Below are 16,196 nucleotides of genomic sequence, written 5' to 3'. Positions count from 1 at the left end.
GCCCCTCGCTTCGCAAAAGCGGCCGGACAGTCGTCAGGACAGCTGCGCGATCTCGGCCTCGCGGAGCACGTCGAGCGGCGCCCAGGGCTTGGCCCAGAACTTCGCGCCGTCGGGCAAGGGCTGCTTCAACGGACGGCCCGAGGTAACGACGACGTCAAGCTTGGGGTTGCGATCCTTGGCGACGTGCGCGAGCTCGACGCCGTTCATGCGGCCGGCGAGTTGGACGTCGGTCATCATCAGGCAGAGCGCGCCGGCGTTCTTGTCGAGGACGCGTTCGGCCGCCTCGGCGCTTTCGCACTGGATCACCTGATAGCCGCTCTCTTCAAGCAGAAGACTGAGCATCTCCCGCTGCATGACGTCATCTTCGACAATCAGCGCAGTTGCACGAAATGGTTGTGCTTGTCCCATCGGCGGCTCCCAATGCTTGCTTGCGTAACGAATGTTAAGGAGCCAATCCGCTTGCGGTTCGGTTCCAATATGAAAAAATGTAAATCGAAGTTCCACAGGCCATGACTTGACGGGGGATTCATGACTGCGATTCGCGGCGCCGCCGCCATCACGGGAGCGGCCAGCGGCATCGGCCGCGCGCTCGCCATCGAGCTCGCGCAGCGCGGCTGCGATCTCGCGCTGGCCGATCGCGACGAGGGCGGATTGAAAGCGCTGGCAGCCGAGATCGGAACGGGGCGCAAGATCAGCCTGCATCGCGTCGATGTCGGCGAGCCCGAGGACATCGCGCAATTCGCGAGCGAGGCGACCACTACACATCCCGCGCTCGGCATCGTCGTCAACAATGCCGGCGTGGCGCTGCTGGGCGCGTTCGAGGAGATCGACCAGGCGCAGATGGACTGGCTGTTCGACATCAATTTCTGGGGCGTGGTGCACGGCACGCGCGCCTTCCTGCCGCATCTGAAGACGAGACCCGAGGCGCACATCGTCAACCTCTCCTCGATCTTCGGCATCATCGCGCCGCCGGGGCAATCGGCCTATGCGGCGGCCAAGTTCGCGGTGCGCGGCTTTTCCGAGAGCGTGCGGCACGAGCTCAGCGTCGCGGGCAGTCCGGTGAGGCTGTCGGTGGTGCACCCCGGCGGCGTCGCCACCGCGATCGCGCGCAATTCGCGGACCGGAATCGGCGTCACCGACAATGCCCGCCGCGCGCAATCGATCGAGCGGTTCGAGAACGCCGCGAAGACCACGCCGAAGAACGCCGCGCTACGCATCATCCGGGGCATCGAGAGGAACGAGCCCCGCATCCTGATCGGCAACGACGCCCGCTTCATGGACCTCCTGCAGCGCTTCCGCCCGGGAACGTATTGGGCGCCGCTGCAACGGAAGCTGGAGAGGATGGCGAAGGGGAAATGAGTGTCAGTTCGTAGGATGGGTAGAGCGAAAGCGAAACCCATCGGGTTTCCGCAAGGAGGGCGATGGGTTTCGCTGCGCTCTACCCATCCTACAGGCTGTCATTCCCCGCGAAGGCGGGGAATCCAGTACGCCGCGGCTTCTCGGCTCAATCACTGCTGTCCCGGGTACTGGATCGCCCGGTCGAGCCGGGCGATGACACCGAATATGCAGCGCGAGGGCTCTGTCTGTCAGCAGTGTCTTCACTGCCCCATCAGCCGATCGGCGAAATAGCCGATCGTCTTCCGATACACCACCGCCCTGTTCCACTCGCGCATGGCTTCGAAGTTCGGCGTACCCTCGCTGTATGGCTGGCCCATCTTGAAGCCGCTGACGTGGAGCAGGTTCGCGGTCGAGGCGAGCACGTCGGGGATGCTGTGGCGGAGATCGACATGGCCGTCGCCGTCGAAGTCGACGCCGTATTTGATGTAGGACGACGGCAGGAACTGGGTCTGGCCGATCTCGCCGGCGAACGCGCCGACGAGGTCGCGCAGCGGCAGGTCACCACGCTGCACGATCTTGAGCGCGGCGAGCAGCTCGCCCTGGAACAGGTCGGTGCGGCGGCAATCATGCGCGAGCGTCGCAAGGGTGCGCACCACCGGCATCTTGCCGATGTCGCCCTTGCCGAAATCGCTCTCCAGCCCCCAGATCGCGACCAGGATATAGCGCGGCACGCCGAACTTCTGCTCGACGCGCGAGAGCAGCGCGGCATGGCGCTGCAGCAGCGCGCGCCCGCCATTGATGCGGCCGGGCCCGACGCGGGTGGAGACATATTGCTCGAAGGTCTTGTTGAAGGTGTAGCGCTGGCGGCGGTCGAAGGCGAGCACCGCAGGGTCAGGCGTCACGCCGCTGAGCGCCGCACTGGTCACGCTCGCGGAGACGCCGGCGGCCTGTGCTTCCTGCGTCATGGTGGCGACGAAAGTGTTGAAGTCGCCGCCGCAGCGCGCGGCCTGCGCCGACCCGCCGGCCAGAGAAAGGACGACGGCGGCGGCGAGTAGCGGTCTCAGCATGCGGGAATCCTCTGAAGAACGGGCGCGGAAAGCATCGATCATGCCCGGGAACCGGATTCGCGTCAAAGCGGCAAGCCGATCTTCGCCGACAGCTCATCCGGCGTGGCGCTGGTGTTGCTGCTCTCGGCTTCCTCATCACCGCTCACGCCGCGCAGGTGCACGCGTTGAGACATGCGCCCGATAGTGGAACTCGGCCGGCGCACTTCCGCACGCAGGAGGAAAGATGTGCAGGCAGGCGCGCTTTCCTACAATGCGTAGCGCTGTGCGAGCAGCCATCTGAACAAACTGATTGGACTGCCCAAGCAATTGCTTCGATGCAGCATCGAAGCGACACCGCGACGAGCGCATATCTGATACGCACGCTGCGACATCAACGCCACCACGATGGGTCTTGCCATCGCAGCACACAGCCGATAGCATTCTATTCTAGGTTGTCGCCCCGCCAGCCCCGGGCGACACTGAAAACCAAGATAAACGGCGGGCTTCGCGGCCCGCCGTTTATTGAGGCAAGGGCCGCATCGCAGCAGGCGCCCCGCTTCCGCGATGAACGATTGCAGTCCTGCTGCGGGCCATTCACCGATCCGGTGCGACGTTGATGTCGACAACCGCCGAAGTCATTTGACTGCGGCGCTGCTATCGACGACAAGCCGCCATGGCCAAGAAACCCGGAACCAACCCCAAAGGCGAATTCGCCTTCTTCAACGTCGTCTACGAAGACGATTCCCAGCGCTCCAACCGCCGCGTCCCCGCCGAGCTGCTCGGCGGCCTCGACGGCGACGACCCTGCCCGCGGCTTCATCATGGAGCAGGACCGCGAGATCGCAGAGAAGAGCGGTCGGCCGCCGCTGGAGATCAAGCGGATCGAGCGGGTGGGGGCGAAGAAAAAGTAGGCCTCCAATTTCTCCGCGTCATTGCGAGCGCAGCGACTTGTCCGCCGAAGCCTTGGCGAAGGCGGAAGCAATCCAGGAATCCCACCGCGGATAGACTCTGGATTGCTTCGCTGCGCTCGCAATGACGAACAGAACAAAAAACGGCGGGCAAAAGCCCGCCGTTTTGCTTTGGATCGCAGCCTACGATCAATTATCCAAGAAGCTCCGCAGCTTCCTGCTCCTCGACGGATGCTTCAACTTCCGCAGCGCCTTCGCCTCGATCTGGCGGATACGCTCGCGCGTCACACTGAACTGTTGCCCCACCTCTTCCAGCGTATGATCCGTGTTCATGCCGATGCCGAAGCGCATGCGCAGGACGCGTTCTTCGCGCGGGGTGAGCGAGGCGAGGACGCGCGTGGTGGTCTCGCGGAGGTTGGACTGGATCGCGGCGTCGATAGGAAGGATCGCGTTCTTGTCCTCGATGAAATCGCCGAGGTGCGAATCCTCTTCGTCGCCGACCGGCGTCTCCAGCGACAACGGCTCCTTGGCGATCTTGAGGACCTTGCGGACCTTCTCCAAGGGCATGCCGAGCTTTTCGGCGAGCTCTTCCGGGGTCGGCTCGCGGCCGATCTCGTTGAGCATCTGGCGGGACGTGCGCACGATCTTGTTGATCGTCTCGATCATGTGCACGGGGATGCGGATGGTGCGAGCCTGGTCGGCGATCGAGCGGGTGATCGCCTGCCGGATCCACCACGTCGCGTAGGTCGAGAACTTGTAGCCGCGGCGGTACTCGAACTTGTCGACCGCCTTCATCAGGCCGATGTTGCCTTCCTGGATCAGGTCGAGGAATTGCAGGCCGCGATTGGTGTATTTCTTCGCGATCGAGATCACCAAACGGAGGTTGGCTTCCACCATCTCCTTCTTGGCCTGGCGCGCCTCGCGCTCGCCCTTCTGCACGGAGTGCACGATCTTGCGGAACTCGACGATCTCGAGGCCGGTGAGCGCCGCGAGCTGATGCACCTCGTGGCGGAGGTCCTTGATGCGGTCCTTCTCGTGATGGACGAAGTTCTTCCAGCCCTTGGCCGAGAGCTTCGAGACGCGGTTGAGCCAACGCGGATCGAGCTCCGAGCCGGTGTAGTTGCGCAGGAAGTCCTCGCGCGCCACGCCGTGGCTGTCGGCAAGGCGCATCAGGCGGCCCTCATGCGAGACGAGGCGCTTGTTGATGTCGTAGAGCTGCTCGACGAGGCTGTCGATACGGGCCTGGTTGAGGCGCAGCGACTTCACCTCGACGATGATCTCGTCCTTCAGCTTCTTGTACTTGCGCTCCTGGTGCGGCGAGAGCGACTCGTTCTGAAGCTGATTCTGGATATCCTGCTCCTGAAGCTTGCGCAGCTTCTTGTAGCTGTCCGCGATCTTGTCGAAGATCTCGACCACCTTCGGCTTGAGCTCGGCCTCGATCGCCGCGAGCGACATCTGGTTCTCGAACTCGTCGTCCTCGTCCATGTCGGCTTCGGCGGCGGCCTCGCCCGGATCCTTGTCCTCGCCACCCTGGCCGCCCGGCGCGGGCTGCGCAGCGCGGAACGGGGTCGGCGACGGGGGCGCGGCGGGCGGGGCCACATGCGCGGGCGCAGCAGCGGAAGCCGTGGCTTCGCCGCCCTCGGCGGGTGCTTCGCCGCCTTCGCCGTTGGGACCTGCGATCATCGCATTGTTCATGCCGCCCTTGGCGTCGGGGCCGGCATAGGTCGCTTCGAGATCGATGATGTCGCGGAGGAAGATCTTGCCTTCGTTGAGCTCGTCGCGCCAGATGATGATGGCCTGGAACGTCAGCGGGCTTTCGCAGAGCCCTGCGATCATCGCCTCGCGGCCGGCCTCGATGCGCTTGGCGATGGCGATTTCGCCTTCGCGGGAGAGCAGTTCGACCGTGCCCATCTCGCGTAGATACATGCGCACCGGATCGTCGGTGCGCTCGCCCGGCTCGCTCTTCTTGACCTCGGTGACGGCCTTCTGGGTGACCTCGACGAGTTCGTTGTCGGTCTCGTCCTCGCCCTCGTCCTTGTCTTCCTCGCCTTCGCTATCGTCGGCTTCGGTGACGTTGATGCCCATGTCCGAGAGCATCGACATGATGTCCTCGATCTGTTCGGGCGAGGTCTGGTCCGACGGCAAGACTTCGTTGAGCTGATCGAAGGTCACGAAGCCGCGCTTCTTGGCCTGCTTGATCATCTTCTTGACTGCAGCGTCGGACAGGTCGAGCAAGGGAGACGGTGCGTCCTGGGAGTCCTTCTCCGGCGCATCCGCTGCCTTGTCGTCTTTTTCCTTGTCCTTCGCCTGCAGCGTCTTTGCCTTGGTGGCCATCCATTGCTCCTAAACGCGCTTCAATGCAGACCGCGCGCCGCGCCTGCCTGAATTCACATGAACCTGTTGCTCGACGCTCTCGCTTCGGCAGCTCTCGACACGGAAAGGGCGGCGCACATGTCTCTCGCCACCCCCAACTCTCTCTCGCCGGAATTGCCTAACGCTTCGTCAGCCTCTTTGTCGCAGCGGATGCAGGTGTAGTGCCAACAGCGATTGCGCGGATTCATTCCTGACGCGTCTGTTCTGCCTGCGGCCGCCTCTGGGCCAAAGTGCTACAAGACCGTTAAGCCTCGATTAACCCTGTTTTTGCCGCCAAACCCAGGATTTGGCGAGTCTTTTAGCGGTTCCGGCCCCGGCCGTCCGCATGATTCTTTCATCACACGCTCCTCTGGAGCCGGCCCGACAGCTCGCCAAAACCCTCGATGAGGGCCTCGGTCCCGTCGACTTCACCTATCCGAGCCTTGACGTCACGCAGCCATGCCAAATTGGCCTCGCTGGGGTCCTCCCCCAAGGCCAGCTCGGCGTCTTTCAGCTCTCTAAGTAGTGAATGCCATTGCCGATGCAAGGCAACCAGCTGATGCCAAGTGGCGAGAACGTCGTCCCTTGCCGCGCCTTCGCGGGCACCCCACACCGCCGCGGTCGTGATGCCGCCCTCAACCCTTTGAAGGACTTGCGAAAATCCGCCCTTCTCGAGGTCGCCGCGCATCTTTTCGGCCTGCTCGCCCGGGTCCGACGAGTGGTGATGGTCGTTGGCGAAGGCGGCGATGATGCCGGCCCGGAGCTTGTGGGCCTCGGGATGGGCTAGTTCCAGGGCGGCGACTTCCTCGAGGTGCTCGTGCAGCAGCCAGGGGTGGTTGATCAGGCATTGCAGGATCAGGGCCTCCCGGCGGGAGATGGCGCTGCGCTGCCCGCGCATGATCGGGCTGGCCGCCAGCTGCGGGCTGGCGGCCTGGTAGGGGCCGGAGGGCAGCGGGATGGAACCGGGCGGGCTGCGACGCCCTCCGCCAAATCCTCCGCCAAAACTTTGGCCGCCGAGTCGATTCGCGCCCCCCGCGCCACGGGGCTGGAAGGAGCGGCCGCCACCCTGGCGGAAATTGCCGCGGCCGCCAAAGCCGCCGCGCCCGCCTTCGGGGGCAAAGGTGCGCTGCAGCCGCTCGATGAACTCGTCGCGATAATAGCGCCGCACCACCTCGTCGCGGATACCGTTGGACAGCTCCTTGATGCGCGCCTCCAGCGCGGCACGGCGCTCGGGGGTGGCGAAATTGCCGCCTTCGAGCTCGCGCGACCAGATCATGTCGGCGAGCGGACGTGCAGCTCCAATCACCTCCTCAATCGCGCCGCGTCCACCGGAGCGGACGAGATCGTCCGGGTCCTGCCCCTCAGGCAACAGCGCGAAGCGCAGGCTCTTTCCGGGGCTAAGGAACGGCAGCGCGAGGTCGGCGGCGCGATAAGCCGCTTTCTGGCCGGCGCGGTCGCCGTCGAAGCAGAGGATCGGTTCGTCCGCCATCTTCCAGAGCAGCGCGAGCTGGCTTTCGGTGAGCGCGGTGCCGAGCGGCGCAACGGCGCCGGCAAAGCCCGCGGTGACCATGGCGATGACGTCGACATAACCTTCGACCACGATCAGCGGCGCACCGTTGTGGGATGCGGCGCGCGCGGTCTGGTGGTTGTAGAGATTGTCGCCCTTGTGGAAGAGCGGCGTCTCCGGCGAGTTCAAATATTTCGCCGGAACGTCCTTCTCCAGCGCGCGCCCGCCGAATGCGATGATTCGGCCGCGCAAATCCGTGATGGGAAACATCACGCGATCGCGGAAGCGGTCGTAGGGCACGGGAATGTCGTCGCCGCCGATCAACAGGCCGCTCTCGACCATGTCCTCGACGGAGACGCCGAGCTTGCCGAGATGCTCCTTCAGCGCGAAGCGATCGGGCGGGGCATAGCCGAGGCGGAACTGCAATTGCGTCGCCGGCGAGATGGCGCGGTCGGCGAGATAGCCGCGCGCTTTCGCGCCGAGCCGCGAGGCCAGCGTCTCCGCGAAGAACTTTGCGGCGAGATCCATGACGTCATGCAGGGTGCGGCGGCGCTGCTCGTGCCGCGCCGCATCCGGCGTCACCGCCGGCAGCGGCAGGCCCGCCATGTTGGCGAGCCGCTCCACGGCCTCGGCGAACGGCACGCCGTCGGTCTCCATCACGAACGCGATGATGTCGCCATGCTTGCCGGAGGAGAAGTCGTGGTAAAAACCCTTCTGGTCGTTGACGTAGAAGGACGGCGTCTTCTCCTGCTGGAACGGCGACAGCCCCTTCCACTCCCGCCCCGCCTTCTTCAACTTGACGCGCTTGCCCACGACCTCGGAGACCGAAAGCCGGGCGCGAAGCTCGTCGAGGAACTGGGGCGTGAAGCGCATGGGGTGAGTTTAGCCGAGCGTTTGAGTCGGGCGAAGGATCAGGGATATAGGGACGGCCGAGCCAAAGGCTAGGTTTGTCGGGCTTATGCGCGCTGTTCACAGGCCGCAGCCACCATTTTGCACTGCCGGAATAACGAGCTACTTGAACCCGGCTTGGTTCCACGCTTCCATGGCGGCATGTTCAGGACGTTTCGAGGCGGCCACAGCGGGGGTTGGCGCGTAACGTCGCTTTCGCCCGTGACGGGTGAGCCCCTGCCCTTCGTGCCGGCGCTGTCGGTGACCGACAGCGAGGCCGTCTCGTTGCCGCTCGTGCCCTCGCGCAATGCCTGGCGGCTGGCCGGCGTCGCGAGCAGCTTGCGCTACACCGAGCGCGCCGAGAAGGAGCAGCTCGTTGCCGTGCAGGCCGGCCTCGGCCGGCTCGAGGCAACCTCCGCGGCGTTGATCCCGATCCGCAAGTCGCAGGCCTGGTGGGAGCTGACGCAGGAAGAGCGCCGCAAGATCTTCGAGGACAGATCGCACCACATCGCGAGCAGCCTGCGCTATCTGCCCGCGATCGCGCGGCAACTCTACCACTGCCGCGACCTCGGCGGTCCCTTCGACTTCCTGACCTGGTTCGAATTCGCGCCTGCGCATGCCTCGCAGTTCGAGGAGCTCGTGGCGATGCTGCGGCGGACCGAGGAGTGGACCTATGTCGAGCGCGAGGTCGACGTACGCGTGGTGAAGGAAGTGCTGTCGGCTTAATGCTCCAGGAAACGACCGGACGCGATCACCGGCAGATCGGTGACGGGCCAGTTGTAGATATAGGTCCAGGCCTTCTCGATAGTCCCGTCCGGCCGCGTCACGTCGATCAGCCGGCGCAGATATTCGGTCGGCTCCGGAAAGCCCTCGCCGCAGGCCTCGTACATATCGAGCTCGTGCAGCAATTCGTCGGCGAGGCGCATGTGAAACAGCTCGCCGTGAACGATCTCGGACGGCACGTCCGACGGCAGCAATCCCGGATAATGCTTGATCAGGAAGAGTCGGCCGCGGCAGCTCGCTTCGCCCAGGAAATCCGCATGAGAGGCAAGCAGCCGCGCCATCGGATGATCGAAGCCGCGCATCAGGGTGCCGTAGACGAAGAGACGATCGGAGGTCATGGTCTTCCAAGGTTGCGACGACGGCGCAATACCGTTACTCCGTTTACACGCGTTACTATTCCGCAGGCAATCAGGATGACTCTCGACACGAGTGAGACGACCGAGCAGATTCTCGGCGAGGGCGACTTTGCGCCGGTGCATGAGGTGAATGCGGCGGGACGATCGCCCTTCCTGCTCATCTCGGATCATTACGGGCGGGTACTGCCGCGTGCGCTCGGCGATCTCGGTATCGCCGAAAGCGAGCTCGTCAGGCACATCGGCTGGGACATCGGTATCGCCGGCGTCGCCGAGCGGCTCGCAAAGCTGCTCGACGCCCATCTGATCGCGCAACGCTATTCGCGGCTCGTGATCGACTGCAACCGCCCGCCCGCCGCGGTGAGCTCGATCCCGGTCATCTCCGAAGCCACCGCGATCCGGCGCAACGAAGGGATTTCGACAAGCGAGCGCGAGGCGCGGCGGCGCGAGATCTTTGCGCCTTATCACGATCGCATCGACGCTACGATCAGCCGCCGCCTGCGCGACGAGCGGCCGACGGTGCTGGTGTCGCTGCACAGCTTCACGCCGGTCTATGCCGGCGTGGCGCGCCCCTGGCACATCGGCGCGCTGTACAACCGCGACACCGTGTTGCCGCAGCTGCTGCTCAAACATCTGCGCAGTGAAAGCGATCTCGTCGTCGGCGACAACGAGCCCTATGCCGTGAGCGACCTCACCGACTACACCATCCCCGTGCATGGCGAGGCGCGCGGCCTCGTCAACACCGGCATCGAGGTGCGCCAGGATCTCATCGCCGACCAGTCCGGCCAGCAGCAATGGGCCGAGCGGCTGGCGCGGATCCTTGCCGAGATCGAGGTGGAGCTGAAGGCGCAGCTGTTGGTTTAAGCCTTCACTTTGCCCGTGTCAGCGCCAGCCAGATGCCGCCGCCGATCATGAAGCCCCCGGAGATGCGCGACATCATGCGCGTGCGACGCGCCGAGAAGAATTTTCGGGCGCGGCCGGCGGCAATGGCGTAGAGCGCATCGGTCACGACGGCCGTGACCATGAAGGTGGCGCCCAGCAGCGCGACTTGCGGAAAGTGCGGCTGGTTCATGTCCATGAATTGCGGGATGAAGGCGCCGAAGAACACCAGCACCTTCGGGTTCGACAGCAGCACCAGAAAGCCCTGCAGAAAGAAGCCGCCGCGCGGCGGCGGTGGCGGTGCATCGACATCGACGCCCTCGACCGGCGCCCAGACCAGCCTGATGCCGAGCCAGATAAGATAAGCGGCGCCGGCAATGCGCACCCAGTCGAACCAGTAGCCCATCGTTGCCATCAGCGAGGTCAGGCCGACCGCGACGATGCCGATGACGATCGCAAGGCCTGCCTGCGCGCCGGCAACGTTGATGAGGGCTGCGCGGGTGCCGTGGCGCAGGCCGTTGGCGATGACGAGGGTGACGATCGGCCCCGGCAGCAGCGCCAGCGCAATGCAGGCGGCGACGAAGGCGAGATAGGCTTGCATGGACATCATGGGGAGGACTCAGCTGCGGTTTGTGCGCATTAATGCATGACGGCGGCGGGAACGGAAGCTCATCTCCACTCATCGTTATTGCGGGGGAGGGCCGAGGTGCGGCTCCCTCCAAGTGACAGCGGCGGTTGACATGCAACCATTTTGTTGCCTATTATCCCGAGCATGGATGAGGTCTTCAAAGCGCTCGCCGACGCATCACGACGGTCGCTGCTGGACAGGCTTCACGCCAGGAACGGCCAGACCTTGAACGAGCTATGCGAAGGCCTGGCGATGACGCGTCAGGCCGTCACCAAGCACCTTGTCATTCTCGAAGAAGCCAACCTCGTCACCACCATCAGACATGGCCGCGAGAAGCTGCACTATCTCAACCCCGTGCCGATCCATCAGATCGGCGAACGCTGGATCAGGAAATTCGAGCGCGGCAAGCTCGCTGCGCTCAGCGAGCTGAAACGTCAGTTGGAGAAGCGCGATGAGTAAGCCGGAGTTCGTCTACGTGACCTATATCGAGACCACGCCCGAACGGCTGTGGGAGGCGCTGACCGACAGCGCGTTCAGCAAGCAATATTGGTTCGGCGCCGAGGTCCGGTCCGACTGGAAAGTCGGCTCGCCCTTCGCGCTCCTGCTCGACGGCGAGGTCACCGATTCCGGCGAGATCCTCGAGGCCGATCCGCCACGCCGACTGGCCTACAGCTTTAAGCACCACAAGTTCGAAGAGCTGCGCGGCGAACCAACGTCACGCGTCGTCTTCACGCTCGAGCCCTTCGGCGCGCTGGTGCGTTTGACGGTAGTGCATGATGGGTTCGTCGAAGGCGGTAAATATCTTGGCGCGATCTCCAATGGCTGGCCCGCGATCCTGTCCGGGCTAAAGAGCCTGCTGGAACGAGGCCAGGTGCTCGCCATTCCGCGCGCAGCTCTCAACAAGGGATTCGACGCAAAATGAACCTCGATCAATTCAAGCCGCTGACGGTCTACACGATCTACATCGCCTCGACGCCGGAGAAGGTGTGGGAGGCGCTGACCTCGGCGGAATTCAGCCGAAAATACTTCTCTGGCTTTGCGGTGGAGATGGAGCCGAAGCTCGGCGGCAGTTTCATCGTGCGCACGCCCGACGGCTCCGAGCACATCCGCGGCGAAGTGTTCGAATACGATCCGCCCAGGAGGCTCACCATGAGCTGGAACGTCAATTGGCCCGACCTCGTGGAAAAGCTCGGCACCACCATCGTCACTTATGAGATCGAGTTAGCTGGCGAAGCCGTTCGCCTCACCTTGAGCCAACGCCACGACCGCGAGCTTAGCGAGGACATCCTTTCCGGCGGCCGCACCGGCTGGCCTGCGATCCTCTCTGGATTGAAGAGCCTGCTGGAGACAGGCAAGGCGCCCCATATCGAGATGTCTCCGCCGGTGAGGTTGTTGGAAGCGCTGAAGGCGATGGGGATCAAGGTGCCGTAAACCGCGGCTGTCGTCCTGGATGATCAAAGCGCAGATCCAGGACCGATGACCACCGAAGCCGATTTGGCGAAGGCTCATCATGATCCGTCCGCGCCGAAACTCCTCCCTAATGGGTCCTGGCTTTCGCCAGGACGACTACAGAGGAGACACCACCAGCCGCCGGTACAGGTGCCAGGTCGCATGCCCCAGTACCGGCAGCGTCACGACCAGCCCGAGAAAATAAGGCAACGCCGAGACGATCAGCAGCATCACGATGACTGCGGCCCAGCCGATCATCGGCAGCGGGCTGGTCACCACTGCGCGCACGCTCGTCACCATGGCCGTGACGAAATCGATGTCGCGGTCGAGCAGCAGCGGAAACGACACCACGGTGAGCGAGAACAGGATCAGCGACAGCACGGCACCGACTGCGTTGCCGATGCCGAGGAACAGCAGGCCCTCATTGGTGGTGAGCACCACCGTCATGAATTCCTGAAGGCTCGAGAACGAGGCATTCAGGCCGAGCAGCAGCGCGATCAGGAGCCGCACCTGGTACATCCAAACCACGAACACGAACAGCGTCACGAACGCCATCCAGCCGATCTCGCTGCGCGAGCGCACAGCCGACCAGACCGCGCCGAAGGACACGGGTTCGTCGCGTTCGCGGCGGCGGCTGACTTCGTAGAGACCGATCGCGACGAACGGCCCGATCAGGGCGAAACCGGCGGCCAGGGGATAGACGAGGTAGACCATGCCGAAAGCGGTGAGGCAGAGCATGATGGCGATGCCGCCGCCAGCATAGAGCGCACCGAAGCAGAGGCCGTAGAGCGGCATCGCCTGGAAATCGCGCAAGCCCTCGACCAGCGCCTCGGCGATGTCGGTCGCCGCGACGGGACGCACCACCGGATCGACCTTGCCTGAGATGGACATCAGCATCCTCCCTCACGCGATCTTCGCCGCGTGTTGTCGGGCTGATGTTAGCGCGCCCCTGCGGTCCTTGCACGCGCGAGTTGGGCGGTCGAAAAATACCGCTGCGATTTCGCTTGAAACGCGACGCGCGTCAGGCGCGTAGTGTGAGCAGAAGGGCCATAGCGAGATTGGCCGCGAACAGAGCCGCGTCGATGACGAAGATCCTGAGCATCGGGCCCTTCAGCACCGGCCAGTACGCCACGCCGACGCGCCCTCCCCGCATCAAGACCGGAACGTTGTAGACGAACTGGCTGAAATGGCAGCCGGCGAAGAACAGGAACAGCGCGAGTTGTGCCTCGATCGGCTGGAAGAAGGACGGACGCGCGACCAGCAGATAGAGCGACAACAGTCCGATCGGCAGGTTCATTCCGCCCAGGAACGCCACGCTGGCGGCCAGGGTCGGCGCGATCGGATTGCTGCGCTCTTCCCGTGGCAGCAGGATCTTCAGCGTGTTGGTTTGCGCGATGCTGAACTGGACGAAGGCGCCGACGAACCAGAGCGTGTTGAGAAGCAGAACGATATACGAAAGGCGCATGGTCATTTTCCGTAAAAGGCTTCGCTGCGCACCACACGGCCCGCATCGTCGAAGTCCATGAATTCGCTGGCGCGCGTGTCGCCCAGCTGCCACCACACCGTCAGCCGCGCGATGGTGTCGTCAAAGCTCCAGCTCAGGATCTTCAGATCGGCGTTTTCGATGTGGCCATAGGCTTTCCGCCAATAGGCGCGGATGTTCTCGGCGCCGGTGACCGTGGGAGAGCCCGTCAGCGTGAGGGCGAGAGGACTGCGCATCTGCGCATCATCGGCGAAGTGCCCGACGACCGCGTCGATATCCACCTTGCGCCAGCTCGCGCACCACGCCGCGACGAAGGGTTCCGCGGACGCGCGATTCATTGCCTGTGCAGTCATGACACGGCCCTCCCCTGGCTCGTTGGCCGGGAAAAGTGGCAAAGCCCGCGTCTCATGTCAACTATGTTGACTTGAGAATCGTCAGTTGTTGTCGGCGATCGCCTCCATCACGCCCATCCAGGCGGACGCGCCCGATGACCCGACGCGGTCGAACGCCTCGCGCAGCACCTTGCGTTCGTGGTCTGACGCCCTTTGCTCGATGCGTCGCCCTGCTTCCGTCAGGCGCAGCAACTTCGAACGGTGCTGCTCGGGCGAACGCTTCGACGTCAGCAGCTTGCGCTCGAGGAGCAGGTTGAGCGGCCGGTTGAGGGCTTGCTTGGAAATGCCGAGGACTTCGATCAGCGCGCCAATCGCGATGTCGGGCCGGCGCGCCACCACGTAGAGGATGCGATGGTGCGGGCGCGAGAGGCCCTGCTTGGCAAGGTAGGCGTCGGCCTCCAGCGTCATGCCGCGCCAGCCGTAATACATCAGCTCCAGCGCCGTATCGAGATCGTGCAGCTTCGTCAACGAGGCGCGGTGAAGCCCTGCAGCTTGAGAGGTCTTTGCCATGGCCGGATGCTAGCCCTTGGCCCGTAGCTCGCGCCGCAGCACCTTGCCGGTCGCGGTCATCGGCAGCGTTTCCGCGAACGCGACGAAGCGAGGATATTCGTGGGCGGCGAGCTGCACCTTGACGAACTCCTGGATCTCGCGCGCGAGCGCGTCGCTGCCGGTGAAGCCGGGACGCAGCACAATCCAGGCCTTGATCGATTCGGTGCGGATCGGATCGGGAATACCGACCACCGCCGCCATCGCCACCGACGGATGCTTCATCAGCGTGTGCTCGATCTCGGACGGGCCGACACGATAGCCGGCGGTGGTGATGACGTCGTCCTCGCGGCTCACATACCAGAAATAGCCGTCCTCATCCTGCACTCCGAGATCGCCGGTGAGCAGGAATTCGCCGGCATATTTCTTCGCCGTTGCCTCGGGATTGCGCCAATATTCCAGCATGGTGACGGGACAGGGCTGGCGCACGCCGATGATGCCGCGCTGCCCGCGCTTCTGCTCCTCGCCCTTGTCGTCGACGATGCGGACGTCGAAGCCCGGCGTCGCCTTGCCCATGGACCCGGGGCGGATCGGAAACAGGTTCGAGTTGCTGCCGATCACGAGATTGCACTCGGTCTGGCCGAACACTTCGTGGGCGTCGATGCCGAAGGTCTCGCGCACCCAGCCGAGCAGTTCGCCGCCGAGCGATTCACCGCCGGTGAAAATGCTGCGCAGCTTGACGCCGGAATGCTTGACGCCGGCCTGCCGCATCAGCTTCAGCGCGGTCGGCGGCAGGAAGACGTTGCGGACGCCAAGATCGGCCATCATCTGCATCGCCGCCTGCGGCTCGAATTTGCGCGCACGATGGCCGACCAGGGGAATGCCGTGATACCAGAACGCCAAGAGGCCGTTGACGAGGCCGCCAATCCAGGCCCAGTCCGCCGGCGTCCACATCAGGTCGCCGGGCCGCGGCAGGAAGTTGTGGCACATCTCCACGTTCGGCAGATGCCCGAGCACGACGCGATGCGCATGCAGCGCGCCCTTGGGATTGCCCGTGGTGCCTGAGGTGTAGATGATCAGCGCGGGATCGTCGCACGAAGTGTCGACGGTCGCGAAATCCTCGGACGCGGTTTCGATCGCTGGCCAGAACGGCTTTGCGCCGGCATGGACGGCGCCGCTCGTGACGTAGATGTCCTGCAAATAGGGCAACCGTTCGCGGATCCTGGTGAGCTTCTCCCAGCCCGCCTCATCGGTGATGATGGCCCTTGCTTGCGAATTCGACAGACGGAATTCCAGCGCGTCCTCGCCGAACAGCGCGAATAGCGGGATCGAGATCAGCCCGGAGCGGAACGCGGCCATATGCGCGATCGGCAGCTCCAGTGACTGCGACAGGAATACCGCGACGCGATCGCCACGCACAAGGCCATCCGCCTTCAGCACATTGGCGAAGCGGCGCGACATGTCGGCAACCTCGTCAAAGGAGGTGCGCGTAGTGGCGCCATTCTCGTCGACATAGACCAGCGCGAGCCGGCCGGTGCCGTCGGCATGGCGGTCGCAGCACGCCTCCGCCATGTTGAAGCGCGCGGGGATGTCCCAGCGGAAATTGCGATAGAGCTCGTCGTAGGTTGCGGCTTCAGTCAGCATGGGGTTGGGCGTTCCCTCGCGGCGGCGTCATGGCCGGACTTGTTCCGGCCATCCACGTTCT

Annotated in this window: 18 protein-coding genes; 7 read left to right on the top strand and 11 right to left on the bottom strand. The window is 64.2% G+C overall.

Translation table 11 applies throughout. The features are described 5' to 3' along the window. Positions 1 to 33: 33 nt before the first annotated feature. Positions 34 to 408: a response regulator gene (locus SE91_RS04340; protein WP_060734932.1), complete on the bottom strand. Its 375-nt coding sequence runs from the start codon at positions 406 to 408 to the stop codon at positions 34 to 36. Positions 409 to 528: 120 nt separating this feature from the next. Between SE91_RS04340 and SE91_RS04335 the strand changes: the two genes are divergently transcribed. Continuing rightward, the gene (locus tag SE91_RS04335) at positions 529 to 1,359 is read left to right on the top strand and encodes an SDR family NAD(P)-dependent oxidoreductase (protein ID WP_061846702.1); all 831 of its coding nucleotides are present in this window, start codon (positions 529 to 531) and stop codon (positions 1,357 to 1,359) included. 239 nt (positions 1,360 to 1,598) lie between these two features. Here SE91_RS04335 and SE91_RS04330 read toward each other — a convergent pair whose 3' ends face one another. After that, positions 1,599 to 2,405 (bottom strand): lytic murein transglycosylase, encoded by an 807-nt coding sequence (locus tag SE91_RS04330; protein ID WP_061850945.1) that lies wholly within the window; start codon positions 2,403 to 2,405, stop codon positions 1,599 to 1,601. Positions 2,406 to 3,057: 652 nt separating this feature from the next. Between SE91_RS04330 and SE91_RS04325 the strand changes: the two genes are divergently transcribed. Continuing rightward, positions 3,058 to 3,294, top strand: coding sequence for a hypothetical protein (locus SE91_RS04325; protein WP_060734930.1), 237 nt, complete (start codon positions 3,058 to 3,060; stop codon positions 3,292 to 3,294). A 186-nt stretch (positions 3,295 to 3,480) separates the two neighbouring features. Here the strand turns inward: SE91_RS04325 and rpoD are convergent, their stop codons facing one another. Together rpoD and dnaG are read right to left on the bottom strand one after the other, a co-directional pair. Further along, positions 3,481 to 5,625 (bottom strand): RNA polymerase sigma factor RpoD, encoded by a 2,145-nt coding sequence (gene rpoD / locus SE91_RS04320; RefSeq protein WP_061846701.1) that lies wholly within the window; start codon positions 5,623 to 5,625, stop codon positions 3,481 to 3,483. Positions 5,626 to 6,001: 376 nt separating this feature from the next. Continuing rightward, positions 6,002 to 8,023 carry a DNA primase gene (gene dnaG, locus SE91_RS04315; protein WP_061846700.1) on the bottom strand — a complete coding sequence of 674 codons (2,022 nt, stop codon included), beginning with the start codon at positions 8,021 to 8,023 and terminating at the stop codon, positions 6,002 to 6,004. Between the two features lie 177 nt (positions 8,024 to 8,200). On the opposite strand from dnaG, the gene SE91_RS04310 reads away from it, so the two are divergent. Next, on the top strand, positions 8,201 to 8,764 hold the full coding sequence (locus SE91_RS04310; RefSeq protein ID WP_061850943.1) for a chlorite dismutase family protein: 564 nt from the start codon (positions 8,201 to 8,203) through the stop codon (positions 8,762 to 8,764). On the opposite strand, the gene SE91_RS04305 is transcribed toward SE91_RS04310, so the two are convergent. Continuing rightward, positions 8,761 to 9,159, bottom strand: coding sequence for a gamma-glutamylcyclotransferase family protein (locus SE91_RS04305; RefSeq protein ID WP_061846699.1), 399 nt, complete (start codon positions 9,157 to 9,159; stop codon positions 8,761 to 8,763). The genes SE91_RS04310 and SE91_RS04305 overlap by 4 nt on opposite strands. A gap of 75 nt (positions 9,160 to 9,234) precedes the next feature. Between SE91_RS04305 and SE91_RS04300 the strand changes: the two genes are divergently transcribed. Further along, entirely contained in the window at positions 9,235 to 10,038 is an 804-nt protein-coding gene (locus SE91_RS04300; RefSeq protein ID WP_061846698.1) for an N-formylglutamate amidohydrolase, read from the top strand. 4 nt (positions 10,039 to 10,042) lie between these two features. Here SE91_RS04300 and SE91_RS04295 read toward each other — a convergent pair whose 3' ends face one another. Then, positions 10,043 to 10,663, bottom strand: a complete 621-nt coding sequence (locus tag SE91_RS04295) for a LysE family translocator (RefSeq protein WP_082813658.1) — start codon at positions 10,661 to 10,663, stop codon at positions 10,043 to 10,045. A 162-nt stretch (positions 10,664 to 10,825) separates the two neighbouring features. Between SE91_RS04295 and SE91_RS04290 the strand changes: the two genes are divergently transcribed. Genes SE91_RS04290 through SE91_RS04280 form a run of 3 tightly spaced genes read left to right on the top strand, consistent with a single transcriptional unit; the run spans position 10,826 to position 12,112 of the window. Further along, on the top strand, positions 10,826 to 11,140 hold the full coding sequence (locus SE91_RS04290; protein WP_008544842.1) for an ArsR/SmtB family transcription factor: 315 nt from the start codon (positions 10,826 to 10,828) through the stop codon (positions 11,138 to 11,140). Continuing rightward, positions 11,133 to 11,603, top strand: a complete 471-nt coding sequence (locus SE91_RS04285; RefSeq protein WP_061846697.1) for an SRPBCC family protein — start codon at positions 11,133 to 11,135, stop codon at positions 11,601 to 11,603. The genes SE91_RS04290 and SE91_RS04285 overlap by 8 nt, the downstream gene beginning before the upstream one ends. Further along, a complete protein-coding gene (locus SE91_RS04280) occupies positions 11,600 to 12,112 on the top strand; it encodes an SRPBCC family protein (protein WP_060734924.1) in 513 nt (170 codons plus the stop codon). The genes SE91_RS04285 and SE91_RS04280 overlap by 4 nt, the downstream gene beginning before the upstream one ends. 135 nt (positions 12,113 to 12,247) lie before the next feature. Here the strand turns inward: SE91_RS04280 and SE91_RS04275 are convergent, their stop codons facing one another. From SE91_RS04275 to SE91_RS04255, 5 genes are all read right to left on the bottom strand, one after another. Beyond that, positions 12,248 to 13,021 (bottom strand): DUF2189 domain-containing protein, encoded by a 774-nt coding sequence (locus tag SE91_RS04275; RefSeq protein ID WP_061850939.1) that lies wholly within the window; start codon positions 13,019 to 13,021, stop codon positions 12,248 to 12,250. A 130-nt stretch (positions 13,022 to 13,151) separates the two neighbouring features. Next, entirely contained in the window at positions 13,152 to 13,595 is a 444-nt protein-coding gene (locus SE91_RS04270; RefSeq protein ID WP_061846696.1) for a hypothetical protein, read from the bottom strand. A 2-nt stretch (positions 13,596 to 13,597) separates the two neighbouring features. Continuing rightward, on the bottom strand, positions 13,598 to 13,951 hold the full coding sequence (locus SE91_RS04265) for a nuclear transport factor 2 family protein (protein ID WP_283806309.1): 354 nt from the start codon (positions 13,949 to 13,951) through the stop codon (positions 13,598 to 13,600). A 96-nt stretch (positions 13,952 to 14,047) separates the two neighbouring features. Next, complete coding sequence (locus SE91_RS04260) at positions 14,048 to 14,515, bottom strand: MarR family transcriptional regulator (protein ID WP_061846694.1); 468 nt, start codon at positions 14,513 to 14,515, stop codon at positions 14,048 to 14,050. Positions 14,516 to 14,524: 9 nt separating this feature from the next. Beyond that, positions 14,525 to 16,135, bottom strand: a complete 1,611-nt coding sequence (locus SE91_RS04255) for an acyl-CoA synthetase (protein WP_061846693.1) — start codon at positions 16,133 to 16,135, stop codon at positions 14,525 to 14,527. Positions 16,136 to 16,196 lie beyond the last annotated feature (61 nt).

Source organism: Bradyrhizobium sp. DOA1 (assembly GCF_001593325.1).
GTDB lineage: Bacteria > Pseudomonadota > Alphaproteobacteria > Rhizobiales > Xanthobacteraceae > Bradyrhizobium.
The sequence above is the reverse complement of the archived record's forward strand: the minus strand, read 5'-3'. Positions and strand labels throughout refer to the sequence as shown.